This is a genomic window from Parapedobacter sp. ISTM3, from assembly GCF_016533505.1.
GTDB lineage: Bacteria > Bacteroidota > Bacteroidia > Sphingobacteriales > Sphingobacteriaceae > Parapedobacter > Parapedobacter luteus.
Window position 1 is genome coordinate 153,752 of record NZ_JAENGN010000007.1, and the last position, 14,959, is coordinate 168,710.

The 14,959-nt window shown below is 49.0% G+C and carries 14 protein-coding genes; 5 read left to right on the forward strand and 9 right to left on the reverse strand.

Going from position 1 to position 14,959, the window contains the following annotated elements; all coding sequences use genetic code 11:
- Positions 1 to 6 precede the first annotated feature (6 nt).
- On the reverse strand, positions 7 to 2,865 hold the full coding sequence (uvrA, locus tag JHJ32_RS11630) for an excinuclease ABC subunit UvrA (protein WP_079717127.1): 2,859 nt from the start codon (positions 2,863 to 2,865) through the stop codon (positions 7 to 9).
- A gap of 162 nt (positions 2,866 to 3,027) precedes the next feature.
- On the opposite strand from uvrA, the gene JHJ32_RS11635 reads away from it, so the two are divergent.
- Positions 3,028 to 3,861: a DNA adenine methylase gene (locus JHJ32_RS11635; protein ID WP_079717126.1), complete on the forward strand. Its 834-nt coding sequence runs from the start codon at positions 3,028 to 3,030 to the stop codon at positions 3,859 to 3,861.
- Entirely contained in the window at positions 3,854 to 5,143 is a 1,290-nt protein-coding gene (locus JHJ32_RS11640) for a hypothetical protein (protein WP_200121058.1), read from the forward strand. Before JHJ32_RS11635 ends, JHJ32_RS11640 begins: the two co-directional genes overlap by 8 nt.
- Positions 5,144 to 5,205: 62 nt before the next feature.
- On the opposite strand, the gene JHJ32_RS11645 is transcribed toward JHJ32_RS11640, so the two are convergent.
- The 8 genes from JHJ32_RS11645 to JHJ32_RS11680 form a co-directional block, all read right to left on the reverse strand.
- On the reverse strand, positions 5,206 to 5,958 hold the full coding sequence (locus tag JHJ32_RS11645) for a zinc ribbon domain-containing protein (protein WP_079717124.1): 753 nt from the start codon (positions 5,956 to 5,958) through the stop codon (positions 5,206 to 5,208).
- Positions 5,959 to 7,056, reverse strand: a complete 1,098-nt coding sequence (locus JHJ32_RS11650) for a Nif3-like dinuclear metal center hexameric protein (RefSeq protein WP_079717123.1) — start codon at positions 7,054 to 7,056, stop codon at positions 5,959 to 5,961.
- Positions 7,057 to 7,063: 7 nt separating this feature from the next.
- A complete protein-coding gene (locus tag JHJ32_RS11655; protein ID WP_200121059.1) occupies positions 7,064 to 7,525 on the reverse strand; it encodes a hypothetical protein in 462 nt (153 codons plus the stop codon).
- Between the two features lie 61 nt (positions 7,526 to 7,586).
- Positions 7,587 to 8,054, reverse strand: coding sequence for a GNAT family N-acetyltransferase (locus JHJ32_RS11660; RefSeq protein ID WP_200121060.1), 468 nt, complete (start codon positions 8,052 to 8,054; stop codon positions 7,587 to 7,589).
- Positions 8,055 to 8,063: 9 nt separating this feature from the next.
- The gene (locus JHJ32_RS11665; RefSeq protein WP_079717120.1) at positions 8,064 to 8,810 is read right to left on the reverse strand and encodes an alpha/beta fold hydrolase; all 747 of its coding nucleotides are present in this window, start codon (positions 8,808 to 8,810) and stop codon (positions 8,064 to 8,066) included.
- Positions 8,811 to 8,836: 26 nt separating this feature from the next.
- Positions 8,837 to 9,124, reverse strand: coding sequence for a hypothetical protein (locus tag JHJ32_RS11670; RefSeq protein ID WP_200121061.1), 288 nt, complete (start codon positions 9,122 to 9,124; stop codon positions 8,837 to 8,839).
- Positions 9,125 to 9,181: 57 nt separating this feature from the next.
- Complete coding sequence (locus JHJ32_RS11675) at positions 9,182 to 10,459, reverse strand: FAD-dependent monooxygenase (protein WP_200121062.1); 1,278 nt, start codon at positions 10,457 to 10,459, stop codon at positions 9,182 to 9,184.
- 2 nt (positions 10,460 to 10,461) lie between these two features.
- The gene (locus JHJ32_RS11680; RefSeq protein WP_200121063.1) at positions 10,462 to 11,169 is read right to left on the reverse strand and encodes an SAM-dependent methyltransferase; all 708 of its coding nucleotides are present in this window, start codon (positions 11,167 to 11,169) and stop codon (positions 10,462 to 10,464) included.
- A gap of 127 nt (positions 11,170 to 11,296) precedes the next feature.
- On the opposite strand from JHJ32_RS11680, the gene apaG reads away from it, so the two are divergent.
- The 3 genes from apaG (at position 11,297) to JHJ32_RS11695 (ending at position 14,927) form a co-directional block, all read left to right on the forward strand.
- Positions 11,297 to 11,683 (forward strand): Co2+/Mg2+ efflux protein ApaG, encoded by a 387-nt coding sequence (apaG, locus tag JHJ32_RS11685; protein ID WP_200121064.1) that lies wholly within the window; start codon positions 11,297 to 11,299, stop codon positions 11,681 to 11,683.
- Positions 11,684 to 12,411: 728 nt separating this feature from the next.
- Positions 12,412 to 13,068 (forward strand): oxidoreductase, encoded by a 657-nt coding sequence (locus JHJ32_RS11690; RefSeq protein WP_200121065.1) that lies wholly within the window; start codon positions 12,412 to 12,414, stop codon positions 13,066 to 13,068.
- Entirely contained in the window at positions 13,065 to 14,927 is a 1,863-nt protein-coding gene (locus JHJ32_RS11695; protein ID WP_200121066.1) for an ABC-F family ATP-binding cassette domain-containing protein, read from the forward strand. Before JHJ32_RS11690 ends, JHJ32_RS11695 begins: the two co-directional genes overlap by 4 nt.
- Positions 14,928 to 14,959: the final 32 nt, after the last annotated feature.

Here is a 14,959-nt window from a genome sequence, read left to right on the forward strand (position 1 = left end):
GCGAAGTTACGAAAACGTCCCTACTCCCCGCATTTCTAACTCAAGAAAGCGGGCCGTTTGGCTTCTTTTACACTGAACAAGATCTTCGGGTGTACCGCTGAAAAGGATTGATCCGCCGCCGGCACCCCCTTCCGGACCAAGGTCTATCACCCAGTCCGCGACCTTGACGACGTCGAGGTTGTGTTCGATCACCAATACCGTGTTTCCGCGGTCTACCAGCCGGTTAAGTACACCGAGCAGTACATTGACGTCCTCAAAATGGAGGCCGGTAGTCGGCTCATCGAGGATATAAAAAGTCTTTCCCGTATCCTTCTTGGAAAGTTCGGTAGCCAGTTTCACACGTTGCGCTTCACCGCCGGATAGCGTTACCGACGACTGGCCCAGCGTAAGGTAGCCAAGGCCCACGTCCTGCAACGTTTTGATTTTCCGGTATATCGAAGGGATGTTTTCAAAAAAAGTGACTGCCTCATCAATGCGCATATCGAGTACATCGCTGATGGATTTGCCGCGATAGCGCACTTCCAGTGTCTCCCGGTTGTAGCGTTTGCCGTTGCAGGTCTCGCAGGGCACCTGCACATCCGGCAGGAAGTTCATTTCGATGACCTTCATACCCGCTCCCTGACAAGTTTCGCAGCGCCCGCCTTTCACGTTAAAGGAAAAGCGGCCCGGTTTATATCCCCGGATTTTAGATTCGGGCAATTGTACAAAAAGCGCCCTGATGTCCGAAAATACCCCGGTATAGGTAGAAGGATTAGACCGCGGCGTGCGTCCGATAGGAGTCTGATCGATCTCGATAACCTTGTCTACATGCTGTAGTCCATCAAGCTTCTTATAAGGTAGGGGCGTCTTTTTTGCACGGAAAAAATGGCGGTTCAAGATGGGGTACAGCGTTTCCGTAATCAAGCTGGATTTGCCACTGCCGGATACACCGGTCACGACGATAAGCTTGCCCAGCGGAAAATCAACCGAAACATTGCGCAGGTTATTGCCGGTTGCGCCGGAGAGGTGCAGCACATGCCCATTGCCTGGCCGCCGTTCTGCCGGTACGCGTATCGCCTTTGTTCCGTTGAGGTACGCCGCGGTAAGCGTGTCGGCAGATTTGATGGCATCCGGTTTGCCCTGTGCCACCACCTGCCCGCCATGTGCGCCCGCCGCCGGCCCCATATCGATTACATAGTCGGCGTGAAGAATCATATCCTTGTCATGCTCCACAACCAGTACCGAATTGCCGATGTCCCGCAGGTTTTTCAGGGCATTGATAAGCCTTTCGTTGTCTCGTTGGTGCAACCCGATACTGGGTTCATCAAGAATGTATAGCACATTGACCAGTTGTGAACCGATCTGCGTGGCCAGCCGGATGCGTTGCGCCTCACCGCCGGAGAGTGTTTTTGCCGTACGGTCGAGTGTCAGATAATTAAGTCCCACATCCAGCAAAAAACCAAGCCGCGCACGGATCTCCTTCAGAATCTCTGTCGCGATTAAGCGCTGCCTATCGTCCAATTGCTGTTCGACGGCATCAAACCATGCCGCCAGTGTAGTGATATCCATGGCCGCCAGCTCATGGATATTTTTACCGCCTATTTTAAAGTGAAGCGATTCCTTCTTGAGGCGGGCGCCCTCGCATACAGGGCACACCTTCTGTACGCGGTAGTCATCCAGGTTTTGGCCGTTGAGCCCGAGCCGTTCATTTTGCTCTTCGAGCATCTTAAAGATGCCCGCAAAGGTAATTTTGTAGTCTTTGGTATTCCAGCTGCTATAGGATACCGGCACCGTTACGTCTTCTTCTGCGCCGTAAAGCAGGATGTCCAGCTGCTTGTCTGAAAGTTTTTCAATAGGCGTAGCCAGCGAAAAATCGTATTTCTTGGCGACGGCCTTCAATACCTGAAAGTTCCAGGTATCACGGTATTCGCCAAGCGGAGCAAGGCCGCCCTTCGTGATGCTGAGCTTCGGGTCCGGAATCACCGCATGGCGGTCTATTTGATAAACATATCCCAGTCCGTCGCAATGCTCACAAGCTCCATAGGGCGAGTTGAATGAAAATGTATTGGGCTGCGGCTCATCATAAGAGATGCCCGATTCCGCGTCCATCAGGTACCGGCTGTAAAAGTACTCGTTATTGTCCTTATCACTAACCTTGATGATGCCCTTTGCCGCTTTCATGGCCTGCATGACCGACGTGTAAAGCCGTTTGCGATCTTTTTCCGTGACCAGAAGCCGATCAATGACCGTTTCGATATCATGGATCTTATACCGATCGACCTGCATCTTCGGCACGATGTCCAACAGCTCGCCGTCTACACGCACTTTTACGTAGCCTTGCTTGCGAATTTGCTCGAACAGTTCGCGGTAGTGGCCTTTACGGCCCTTGACCACCGGTGCCAACACATTGATAGCTTGTCCATCAAATTGCTGGATAATACGGTCCACAACCTGCTCTTCCGACATGCGCTCCATCTTTTTCCCCGTCACATAGGAGTAAGCCTCTCCCGCCCGGGCAAAGAGCAGGCGCATGAAGTCATACACTTCGGTAATTGTCCCCACCGTAGAACGGGGGTTTTTGCTGGTGGTCTTCTGCTCGATGGAAATCACCGGACTGAGCCCGGAGATCTTGTCTACATCCGGGCGTTCCATACCACCCAGAAACTGGCGGCTGTAGGCGCTGAAAGTTTCCATATACCGGCGTTGGCCTTCCGCATAAATGGTGTCGAAGGCTAACGATGACTTGCCACTACCGCTTAGGCCGGTTATGACAACCAATTCATTACGAGGAAAGCTTACGTCAATGTCCCTGAGATTATGTACCCGCGCGCCAAAAACTTGTATTTCACGTTGTTCACCCAAGTCGGGCGTCGTTTGTTTCGTCATTTACCCTTTCTAATAAAAACTAAGTGGTAAGCAAAAATACGGATTTTTTGTGAATTTTATTAGTAAAGAAACGAGAATACCGCCCATGCTGCCGCTGAAAAAATAATTGTTTTTATCCTTAATATTTGCGAGCTTTGCAGCTAAGCATTTTAGCATTATTTCGTGGCAAAAAACAACTTGATTGCGCCAGTCTTGAAATGGGTGGGAGGCAAGAGGCAACTGCTTGACGCCATCATCGCACTGAAGCCAACCCGATTCCGTTCATATTATGAGCCTTTCGTGGGCGGAGGAGCCGTATTCTTTCATCTGCAACCCAAGAAGGCGATCATTAATGATGCCAATGCCGAGCTTATCAATGTCTATAAAGTCATACGGGATAGCCCAAAGGCGTTAATTGATGATTTGATGAGCCACAAAAACGAGGTGGACTACTTCTATCGGATAAGGGGGTTGGATAGGCTACCGAACTATCCGGACTTGTCAGATATCAAGCGTGCGTCAAGGTTAATCTACCTAAATAAAACCTGTTACAACGGTTTGTATCGGGTGAATAGCGCCGGCGAATTCAATACGCCTTTTGGCCGGTACAAAAACCCGAATTTTATTAACGAACCCACGATAAAAGCCGTCAGTAGGTACCTGAATACGCCGACGATCCAAATACTGAACATCGATTATGAGCAAGCATTGGCTGAAGCCACCCGCGATGATTTTGTTTATCTGGATCCGCCTTATCACCCGGTATCGCAGACCGCAAACTTTACGGGTTATGTCCGGGGGGGATGGGGCGAAGAAGATCAGGTACGTCTTCGTAATGTATGCGACGATCTTAACGAAAGAGGTGTCAAATTTCTGCTTTCTAACTCCGCTACTGCATTTATCGGCGGCCTATACGCGAATTACCACATCCATACCGTGAAAGCGACGCGAGCCGTTAACTCAAATGCCGCCAAACGGGGCGAGATTGATGAATATCTGATACGCAATTATGACTGATTCCAAAAATGAAGCTGCTTGGAAGCTGCTGTTCGAACGGCATCAAATCTTGAAAGCGATAAATGAATCAGGCTATTATAAAATCACCTCCGCAGAAATCAATGCCGTGAGAGAAGCGCGGTTGATGACCAAGTTTGACCACCAATCCCAGCTTCCACAATTATTTACCGCCCATAATCTTTCGATACTTCCAGTGACCCGGCGCGCTTATATTATCTCCTCATTCAACGCCTATCACGTTTTTGAGCCGGATGATGCCCCAGTCTATAAAATTAAGTTTCCCCACCATATTGAAAGCTTGGATTTCAAAAATATAACCAGCGAGTCAACCGCCGTAAACTGCGCTTTTATCACCGGGATTATTCAAGATTTTGTCAACGACGACGCGTTATATGCAACGGTCAATGGCAGGATGGGTTCGTCGGCATTCGACTTTGATATCCATTGTGCCGATGGCCAATCAAGAACTGTCGCCGTCAAAAATGCGCAGATTGAAATCGATGCCGGATACGAAGGATCACATTCATTAAGCCTCATTGAGGCAAAAAATTATATCGCGGGAAATTTCCTGATTAGGCAGCTGTACTATCCATTCCGGCTCTGGCATGGGCAGGTCACCAAACAGGTCAGACCCCTTTTTCTGACCTATACAAACGGCATCTTTCATCTCCGTGAATATGTTTTTGAAGACCCGAATGTTTATAATTCCCTTCGCTTGCGCCGGCAAAAAAAATACCTGATCGACGAGGGAGCACCTCCCATTCGTTTGTCGGCAATCCTTGATGTTTTGCATCGTACACCCATAATCGCGGAGCCAAGTATTCCGTTTCCACAGGCCGACTCGTTTGAGCGCGTTATCAACCTCTGCGAGCTGCTGTTTGAAGAAACCCTTTTGACGCATCAACAAATTACGGCAAATTATGATTTTGACGGGAGGCAAACCAATTATTACAGCGATGCCGGGAGATATTTGGGATTAATCGACAAAGTCCGGGAAGGAGGGGAGACCCTATTTTACCTGACCCAAAGAGGCTCCGCGCTCTTTCGATTGGACATCAAAGCGAGGCAACTGGCATTAGCAGGATACATCTTTGAACATACAGCATTCCGGTCGGCCTTCTTCTTCTATCATAAGCAGGCCAAAATGCCCAGTAAAGAACAGCTTGTTGAAATCATGAAAATGAGCGATGTTTATGCGATAGAATCCGAATCGACATTCAGGCGCAGGGCCTCAACCATCGCGCATTGGATACAATGGATAATCGGCCTTATTGAGGAATAGTTGGCAAAAAAAAGCCATCATCGGATAGGATGATGGCCTCAGTTGAACACATTTTTTATTTATCAGCCCACGAAGGCCGATTCCACTTCCTGAACCAGCGCTTCATCAACCAATACGCGTCCACAATGTTCGCAGACGATGATTTTTTTGCGTTGGCGAATTTCCAGTTGCATCTGGGGCGGAATTTTGTTGTGGCATCCCGAACAGCTGTCGCGATCGATAGAGACCACCGCCAATCCATTTTTATAAGAAGACCGGAGCCTGCGGTATACGCGAATCAGCCGATCTTCAATGCCCTTTTCGGCTTCCTCCGCTTGATTCAGCAGCTCGTCTTCCTCCTTTTGGGTTTCGGATGTAATGGTATCCAGCTCACCTTTCTTTATTTCAAGGTCTTTCTTGGCTGTCTCAAGCGTTGCCTGTGTATTTTCGTAGGCTTCCGTTTTATTCTTAATTTCAAATTCAAACTCGCGGATTTTCTTTTCGCTTACCTGGATATCCAACCCCTGAATTTCGATTTCCTTCGTGATCGCGTCATACTCCCGGTTATTCTTTACCTCATTGAGCTGCCCTTCATACTTTTTGATGGCGGCCTGTGCATCTTGGATCATGTTGCGGCGGTTGACGATGGAATCTTCCAAGTCGTCCAATTCGCCTCGAATTTTTTCAATCCGGGTTTCCAGACCTGCAATTTCATCTTCCAGATCACTCACCTCCATAGGCAATTCGCCCCTTACCTGGCGAATTTTGTCTATTTTCGTGTGTATGGTTTGCAGCAGCCAAAGGGCTCTTAGCTTTTGTTCAATGGTCTGTTCCATTTAACTGTAGTATTTTATCGGATTTGTATCTATTTCCGTCAAACGGACTGCAAAGGTAGGAAATTTTTTCCGAATAATTTCCAACAATAATTCTTGCGTAAATTGTTCGCTTTCAAAATGTCCCACGTCGGCAATCATGATTTTTCCCTCGGCGTCGAAAAACTCGTGGTATTTGTAGTCGGCCGTCACAAATGCATCTGCGCCCGACCGAATAGCCGCACCGAGTAAGAAGCCTCCAGCACCGCCGCAAACAGCAACGCGGGCCACCGGTTTGCCGAGCAAGGCCGTATGCCGGATTACCGATGCTTGCAGTTGTTCTTTCAGCAGCCGAAGGAACTCCAGTTCGGGCAACGGATGGTCCAACTCGCCAACAAGGCCACTACCTACCTGCGGATGGTTATTTTGCAGCGGATATATATCGTAAGCCACCTCCTCATAGGGGTGCGCCTTGAAAAGACCGATCAGCAGCTTCCGCTCGCGATCAATGGGATATACCACCTCGATCCGTACTTCCTCTTCGCGGTGCTGCTTACCGCGGCTGCCAACGAAAGGGTTGGTTCCTTCTCCACCGCGGAATGTGCCGTAACCCGCCACATTGAAGCTGCACTCGTCATAATTCCCGATATGGCCGGCGCCGGCAGCAAATAGTGCCGCACGTACCTCCTCGGCATGGCTTGCGGGCACAAATACAGAAAGCTTGCGGAGCAGCTCCTTTCTGGAACTCAATATGGCGGTCTTTTGTAAACCTAACCGCTCAGCTATCTTGCTATTTACGCCGCCCGTCACGTTGTCAAGGTTGGTATGAATGGCATATAGCGCTATATCATGTTTAATGGCTTTCATCACCACACGCTCCACATAAGTTTTGCCATTGAAGCGCTTAAGTCCTTTAAATACAATGGGATGGTGAGAAATAATCAAATCACATCCCAAATCAATGGCTTCATCCACCACTTCTTCCGTGCAATCAAGTGACACCAATGCTTGCTTGATCGGCTTTGCCGGGCTGCCCACCAGCAACCCCGCGTTGTCGTAAGGCTCCTGATAGTCGAGGGGGGCCAGTGATTCAAGGTAATCGGTCAGTTCTTGCAAATACATCATAGCATCAGTCCTGTTGTTTGTTTTTAAACTTCTCATGCTCCTCCAGGAGGTTCCGGAAGTTGCTTAGTTTTACCCAGTACACGATAAAATAAACGACGCTCAACAAAAAGATGGTAATCAGTATAAATGGCGGAAAAGGAATATTTGAAAGCAAAAACAGCCACGCATACCACATGCCCGCCGCACGCCCCGGGTTTTCCTCTTCAGCAATCTTCCTGTCGAAAAACTCATTGGTCAGCGAGTCTGCCACCCTCGAGGCGACCGAAAAGTTCCAATAGATGTTGAAAAAAGGTATGACCAGCAGCCACGCCTGTTCGGGTTTCATCAACCTGTTTTCCGGTGCGACCAGCAGCAATGTCTTCCGTACCGTATTGGCATAAAACACCCATATCAACATCCGGATCATGAACACTGCAGCCGCCAACTGCATCATTTCCGGCGAAAGGTTTTCGTAATCGATATTCATCGTTGCTAAATTACGGCGATTTGAGCACAAAACCCAATCTGGGCGGTGATCCGTGTCATCGCTATTCAATCAATGAAAGCGTCATTTCAATATGCAGGATACCGGCGTCCATATAAGGTTCGCTCGTCTGTTCAAAGCCAAGACGGTTATAAAATGATTTCAGGTGTTGCTGGGCGCTGATTTTTATCGTTTGGCGTCCAAACAAGTTATAAACAGCATCAATGCTCCGCTGCATGAGCGCTTCGCCAACATGGTAGCCCCGAAAATTTTTGGCCACTACTACACGGCCTATGCTTGTCGCATCGGCGTAGGAAAGTCCCCGTGGAATAAGCCGCGTATAGGCTGCGAGCACATCGCCGTGCCAACCCATCAGGTGAAACGATTGCTGGTCTTTATTGTCTAAATCACTGTACACGCACGCCTGCTCCAAAATAAAAACTTCTTGCCTGATTTGCAGTATTTTATACAGCTCTTCGAGCGACAACGCATCAAAGGGTTTGAGGCGCCAAGTAAGCGTTTGTTTATCCATGATTAGCGGTCAGTTTTCTATCACCTGTTGATCCAGCAATTGGGCGAGCTTGTCTGGCATGGTCATCTGCGGATTATGATCGGCCTGCATATGGATGACCTTCCACCCATTATCATCCGCGCGCCTTGCAAACGCTGCGAAGGCGTCTTTATCCGGGTCATCTCCCTCAAAGGTGAGGATGTAGGTCGTCGGTATTTTCAGCCGGTCTGTATTTTTCAACGAAAGCGGCTGGGTAAATGTTTTGGCAGACTGCGGTACGTCCTTTGGGTAAGGCTGATCTGCTGCCACCCAAGCCGGTACAATGAATCCATCCGTTGACGGCATACTGCCCTGTTCCGGCTGCCCAAACGCGGTAGCCAGGCTCTGACCATCTTCCGGCAAAAGAGCATCCAAATAAATCATTTTACGGATCCGGCCTGGTATACTGTCTGCCACGCCCGTGATTACCATGCCGCCATAACTGTGTCCCATAAGCACCACATCATGCAGGTTTTCAAACAGGATGGTATTGACCACGTCCTTGATGTGGGTATCCAGCCCGATATCGGGCGATGCCAAGTGCGCACGTTCGCCCTGGCCGGTAAGCGTCACCCGGTAAACTGCATGTCCATGGGAACGGAGCAGGGAATCGGTTTTTTTAAATGACCAGCCACCGCCCCATGCGCCGTGCACCAGCACAAAGGTCGTCTGCTGGGCCGTAGCCCATGTCGCCGGCAGCACCCCGCTGATTAGCAACACATAAAATAGCTTTCTCATCTTGCATTTAAATTAATAACACATAATTAGTGTATTTTCGACAAATGACCAAAATTTTTCCATCCCAGCACCTCTTCCATGTACGTATCGATAAGGCTTACATTCAGCATATCGTTGATGTAACCGATGTGCATGTCGGGCCTGATAAGAACGATCTTCGTCCCGTCCGACTTTACATCAAACGCATCGAATACATCCCTGTTTTCACCCGAATAGGGTAGGTAATACAGGTGCATCTCCCTGGGGTATTTCTGCCGCACCCACTGGCCGACTTGGTGCAGATGATGCTGGCTGATGGTGCCCAAAAGGAGCAATACGAAACCCGGTTTTTCGCACCATCGGTGTAAGTCCGTCCGGGTTTTGGTTTTTTTTTAAAAAATCGGTAAAAAGGGAAGCCTGTCTCCAGCCTGAACTCCACGGCCAGTTGCGTGATGGACGGCAAGTGGTGCTTTACGGTAATGGACATCCAGTTGTGCGATATGGTCAAAAAGGCTGCCGATCCTGACGCTTTTTTTTGCGATGTAACGCAATCCCAAGGACAAGAATGTATTTCTCAGCGGAAGGAGCCAAGACGGTACGGCTGTCATGATCTTAAACGCTCGATCAGTCGTGCGGAGGGTGGCACGGGCCACAGGCATACGCTCCAACGGGTAGGTATGCAATACCTGGCTATCCATCCTTCCGTTTATCACGCCGGCCAATTTCCAAGCCAGGTTTGCAGCATCCTGTATCCCGCTGTTCATTCCCTGGCCGCCAATCGGCGTGTGCACATGAGCCGCATCACCTATCAAAAAACAGCGCTGCCGGGCGAACTGTTCCGCCATGCGTTTATGCAGCAGAAACCGGCTGATCCAAAAGATTTGGCTTACCGGAAGTTCAAAGCCAACCCTTTCCTCCACGATGGGCTTAATATCGGCGTATTGGATATCGGGAGACCATTGGTTTTCTTTTTCTTTGGGCAATAGCCCAAAAAGGCGGTACCGCCCGTTTGAACCGTATGGAAAAATTCCCAAAAAGCCTTTTTTCGACATAAAAAAATGAGCCAGGCGCTTATCCGCCCCCTCAATTTGCACATCTGCCAAAAAAAACCGGCCGTGATACGGCCTTCCTTCAAATGAAATGCCGATGCACTCCCTCACTGTACTTTTTATGCCATCCGCTCCTATGACCCATTTGCATTCCCATTTTTGGACGGTCTCCTGATTCCGCAGTTCCACGCGGGCCACCTTATCATCCTGCCGGATCGAGACCAACCGGGTCTCCCACTTTACGGGGCATGTATTTTCCGTCAACCGGTCTATCAATAACTTTTCCGTCTTGTCCTGCGGGACAATGTGAATAAACGGAAACACCGTATGGGGGCTGTCCATTTGGGAAAAATCCAGTTTACCCAGTATATTTCGGCCCGACTGTAGCTGCATGCCATAACAGGGTGTGCCCTGGGCAAGTAGCGGATCAGCCAGCCCCATTTGCCTCAGCAGCTCCAGCGAGCGCGCATGCACGGCGATGGCTTTGGAGGTTCTGTCCGGCCCCGACTTGCTATCAATGATTACGGGTTGTACGCCAAACCGGAGCAACTGGGCCGCCATCATCAGGCCCGAAGGGCCAGCACCCACGATGAGCACATCGGTATAGTTGACGTTGTCCACGGTTAGAAAATCAGGAAAATTGCCGGTTTTTTGTGAAAGTCATAGGAGCCTTTCCGCCATAGCTGCAAAGGCTGACTGACAATCTGCTCATCCGCGGCTGTAAGATTGCATGCCACGCAAAGCCGGGTCTGAGGCTTGCCTATACGCAGAATTTCGGCCAGTAACTGGTTGTTGCGAAAGGGCGTTTCGATGAACAGTTGCGTCTGCCGCTCCCGCTGGGCCGCCTGCTCCAGGACTTTGATTTTTTTGGCTCGTTCAGCTTTGTCGATTGGTAAGTAGCCGTGGAACGCAAAGCTCTGCCCATTAAACCCCGAAGCCATCAACGCCAGCAAGATAGCACTGGGGCCGACCAAAGGCACGACATTAATGCCCCTGCGATGCGCTTCCGCCACGATAGCGGCTCCCGGATCGGCGACACCGGGGCATCCGGCCTCACTCATTAAGCCCACGTCTTTACCCGCCTGCAAGCCCCTGAAAAAAGCTGCGGTATCTGCTTTATCGCGGGCGTGCTTGCCGTAATCATGCATAACCAAATCGCGCTGCGCCTTCTCAAGTCCAGCCTGTTTGAGAAATTTGCGAGCAGTCTTTTCATTCTCTACAATATATTCATCGATGCCGTTGATGACGCGCGTAAGGTACGGCGTAAAGGACGCTTCTGCGGCTTCATCGGCCAAAGGCACGGGAATAAGATACAACGTTCCATAAGGCATGCACAAAGGTAATGAAAATTGCGGCGCGAAACAGCAACATCAGCGACGGCTCAGCGGCAGGTATTTTCCCCCTATGCTTCATTAATTCAAACACATTTGTTAAATTGGCCAAAAATCTGTGATAAGCATGGTCACGCAAATTACTGACGGGGTAAAGGTTTCAGTTGAAACCGTGTATCAGCCCGAATATTCCAATCCGGAAAATGAGCATTTCATGTTTGCCTATAAGATTACCATCGAAAATTTAAGTGATTACAGTGTCCAACTTCTGCGCAGGCATTGGTATATCTTTGATTCAAATGGCTCGCACCGGGAGGTGGAAGGAGAAGGCGTCGTCGGCCAGCAGCCCGTTATCGAGCCGGGTGAGCAGCACGAATACGTATCAGGCTGCAACCTCAAAAGTGATATGGGTACCATGAAAGGAACATACCAGATGCTCCGCGAGTTTGACGGAAATCTCTTTTACGTCAATATTCCAAAATTTGACCTGATTGCGCCCCATCGGTTAAACTGATTTTTTCATTGAAATTGCCTTTAAATGGCAATGCGGCCGCATGAGCCATTCTACATTTCATTTCTTGCTTGTTTTCAGCGGCGTCCGAGAGGTCTGCTTTGCTTAGCTCGTATCCCTTTTAGGCAGCAGCTCATACCGGCTACCTTTACGATTTAAGTTCCCCTCCCAATACGATTTTAGCCTGGCTGACACCCGCTTACTCAGGTCGCCGAAGCCTTTCCCATTTTCCATCCAATCCTTCAACACCAAACGTTAGGCTAATTATAATATAATTGATATTTAATTAATAGTTTATTCATGTTTAATAGGGATGAATCCCTATAATATCCCTATTAGGTCCCTATAAAATCCCTATAAAACCCTAATAATGTTGACCAAAAGTTAGTCATTGGTTTTAACTTGTTGTAAAAAAGGCTTGGAGGCAGCTTTGGACACGCATAAGCGACCTGGAAGGATGAGCGCAGCGAGTCTTCCAGTTGCGTTCGTATCCAACATGCCGCTCCTCGCAATCTCCAAAAACCATGGCTAATAAACGCAACCTGTCGAGAGCTTAGGCCAGCTTTGGACACGCATAAGCAACCTAGGGGGATGAGCGCAGCGAGTCCGCCAGTTGCGTTGCGTATCCAAAGCTGGCCAACAAAATACTTAGAAAGCGAAATCCCTCTGGTGCCACACCTATTCAGTAGAGTACCAATATATTTGCGTATTTTTGCACAAAAATTTGTAGGATGCAAAAAACGGCTATACTATTCGGGGCCACGGGACTCATCGGCGGTGCGTTGTTAAGGCAGCTGCTTGATAATCCGGCCTATGGCCGGGTAATCGCGGTGACCCGCAGGAATTTGCCCGTCGAACATCCTAATTTTGTACAATTAATCGCTGATTTACAATCAATTACAAAAATAGAAAAGCAGTTGATTGCAGATGACGTATTTTGTTGTCTGGGTACCACAAAGAAGAAAACCCCGGATTTAGCCGCGTATTATCAAATTGATCATGACTATCCGTTGGCTGTCGCACAGCTAACAAAAAGAAACGGCGCCCGTGCATTCCTTTTGGTTTCAGCTATCGGTGCCAATCCGCGGTCGGCTAATTTCTACCTACGGATGAAGGGGGAGACCGAACGGGACATTTCAGCCGTTAATTTCGATGGCCTGCATATTTTCCGGCCCTCCTTACTTACCGGGCAACGACAGGAGCATCGGGCGCTGGAGTCGTTTTCAGAACGGGTTTTCAACGTCATCAATCCACTTTTAGTAGGCCGTATGAAGCGGTATCGCAGCATTCCAGCCACGGCTGTTGCCAAGGCGATGAACAGCGTCGCGCAACGCCATACCAAAGGGAGATTTATTTATTACTGGGACGATATTAAGAACGTGGTGTGAGTATTTTATCAACAGAACGGTTAGGACACAGCTATCACGACAGGTGGCTGTTCAGGAATCTTCATTTCGGTTTGCAGCGAGGGGACAGGGTGGCCTTGGTCGGCGCCAACGGAGCGGGCAAATCGTCGTTGCTTCGCATTCTTGCGGGTGCATTGGATCCAACCGAGGGAACCGTGGTCAAGGAAAAGGGCATTCGAATAGGATTCCTTCCCCAAGACCCCGACCTAAGTGCCTATGCGTCTATCAACGATTTTATTTATAGTGCAGACAACGAACAGCAGCGGCTTATCCGGCGATATGAAGAGTTGGTCGCAAGCCCCCAGGCAGACGCCCACCAGCTGATGGTACTAAGTGACCAGCTCAGTGCGTTGAATGCTTGGGAATACGAACACACGATCAAAAGTATCCTCTCCCGTTTGCAGATTACCGATTTTTCACGGGAAGTCGCCAAGCTGTCGGGTGGTCAACGGAAGCGCCTGTCCTTGGCGAAACTGCTTATCGATGAGCCCGATGTCTACATTTTGGACGAGCCGACCAACCACCTCGACATCGAAACGATCGAATGGTTGGAAAAACTGCTTACTACGGGACAAAAGACGGTGTTGCTCGTCACCCACGACCGGTATTTTCTTGATGCGGTAAGCACCGGAATCCGCGAACTGGACCATGGCAAGCTTACAGCTTATACAGGCAACTACAGTTACTATTTGGAAAAGAAAGCCGAACAAGAAGAAGCTGCTGGTGTCTTACTGGATCGCAATCGGAACCTCCTCCGGAAGGAGCTGGAATGGATGCGCAGGCAACCCCAGGCCAGGGGTACAAAGTCCAAGGCGCGCATCGACGCCTTCCATGAATTGGAAGAGAAAACCAAAGGGCAAAAGCAGAACGACACCGTACAACTCAGTGTAAAAATAAGCAGGCAAGGCAATAAGATACTTGAACTGGAAAGCATATCAAAGGGTTACGACGAACAAACGCTTATCAGCGACTTCTCATACGTTTTTAAAAAAGGCGACCGCGTCGGCCTCGCTGGCCGAAATGGTACTGGAAAATCGACTTTCCTGAATCTGATTACCGGGTTGGAGCAACCGGATAGCGGCACCGTAACCAAAGGAGGCACGACCGTATTCGGTTATTACAAGCAGGGAGGTTTGGTACCTTCTTCCGAAACCGAACGTGTGATCGATGTCGTAAAAAACGTAGCCGAATATATCAGTATGGCTAACGGCGATACACTATCGGCTTCACAACTCCTTACCCAATTTCTTTTCCCGCCGGAAAAGCAATTCAATATGGTAAGCAAACTTAGTGGGGGAGAGCGCAAGCGATTGCAACTTTTGCGTGTACTCATGCAAAATCCAAACTTCCTTATTCTCGATGAACCTGCCAACGATTTGGATATTGATACGCTTAATGTACTGGAGGAGTTTTTGGTGAATTACCCGGGGGTATTATTAATGGTTTCCCACGACCGCTATCTACTTGACCGGCTCACGGACCAACTCTTTATTTTCGAAGGCAACGGCACCGTCACGATTTATAATGGCAACTACGCGGATTATAAATCCGAACAGGCAATATTAGTTCAGCGAGCCAAGACAGCGGTCGAACAGAAAGCGCCACCGAAAACAGACAAAACGCCCGTCAAAAAGAAACTGTCGTATACAGAATTAAAAGAATATGAATCCTTGGATTCTGAGATACCGTTGCTTGAGCAGCGAATAGCTGAGCGAACCAGTGCATTAAACGAAACAAACGATTATACTGCGATAGCGGAAATCGCAAGCGAAATCGAACAATTAAATAATGACCTCGATCTGAAAACAGCTCGGTGGCTCGACTTAGGAGAGTATATATAATATTCATAAGATGTTCCACGTGGAACATCGGT

Excerpts from the sequence above, each read along its gene's own strand:
- uvrA (WP_079717127.1), bottom strand. The coding sequence starts at position 2,865 with ATGACGAAACAAACGACGCCCGACTTGGGTGAACAACGTGAAATACAA.
- JHJ32_RS11640 (WP_200121058.1), top strand. The coding sequence starts at position 3,854 with ATGACTGATTCCAAAAATGAAGCTGCTTGGAAGCTGCTGTTCGAACGG.
- JHJ32_RS11645 (WP_079717124.1), bottom strand. The coding sequence starts at position 5,958 with ATGGAACAGACCATTGAACAAAAGCTAAGAGCCCTTTGGCTGCTGCAA.
- JHJ32_RS11650 (WP_079717123.1), bottom strand. The coding sequence starts at position 7,056 with ATGTATTTGCAAGAACTGACCGATTACCTTGAATCACTGGCCCCCCTC.
- JHJ32_RS11655 (WP_200121059.1), bottom strand. The coding sequence starts at position 7,525 with ATGAATATCGATTACGAAAACCTTTCGCCGGAAATGATGCAGTTGGCG.
- JHJ32_RS11660 (WP_200121060.1), bottom strand. The coding sequence starts at position 8,054 with ATGGATAAACAAACGCTTACTTGGCGCCTCAAACCCTTTGATGCGTTG.
- JHJ32_RS11665 (WP_079717120.1), bottom strand. The coding sequence starts at position 8,810 with ATGAGAAAGCTATTTTATGTGTTGCTAATCAGCGGGGTGCTGCCGGCG.
- JHJ32_RS11680 (WP_200121063.1), bottom strand. The coding sequence starts at position 11,169 with ATGCCTTATGGAACGTTGTATCTTATTCCCGTGCCTTTGGCCGATGAA.
- apaG (WP_200121064.1), top strand. The coding sequence starts at position 11,297 with ATGGTCACGCAAATTACTGACGGGGTAAAGGTTTCAGTTGAAACCGTG.
- JHJ32_RS11690 (WP_200121065.1), top strand. The coding sequence starts at position 12,412 with ATGCAAAAAACGGCTATACTATTCGGGGCCACGGGACTCATCGGCGGT.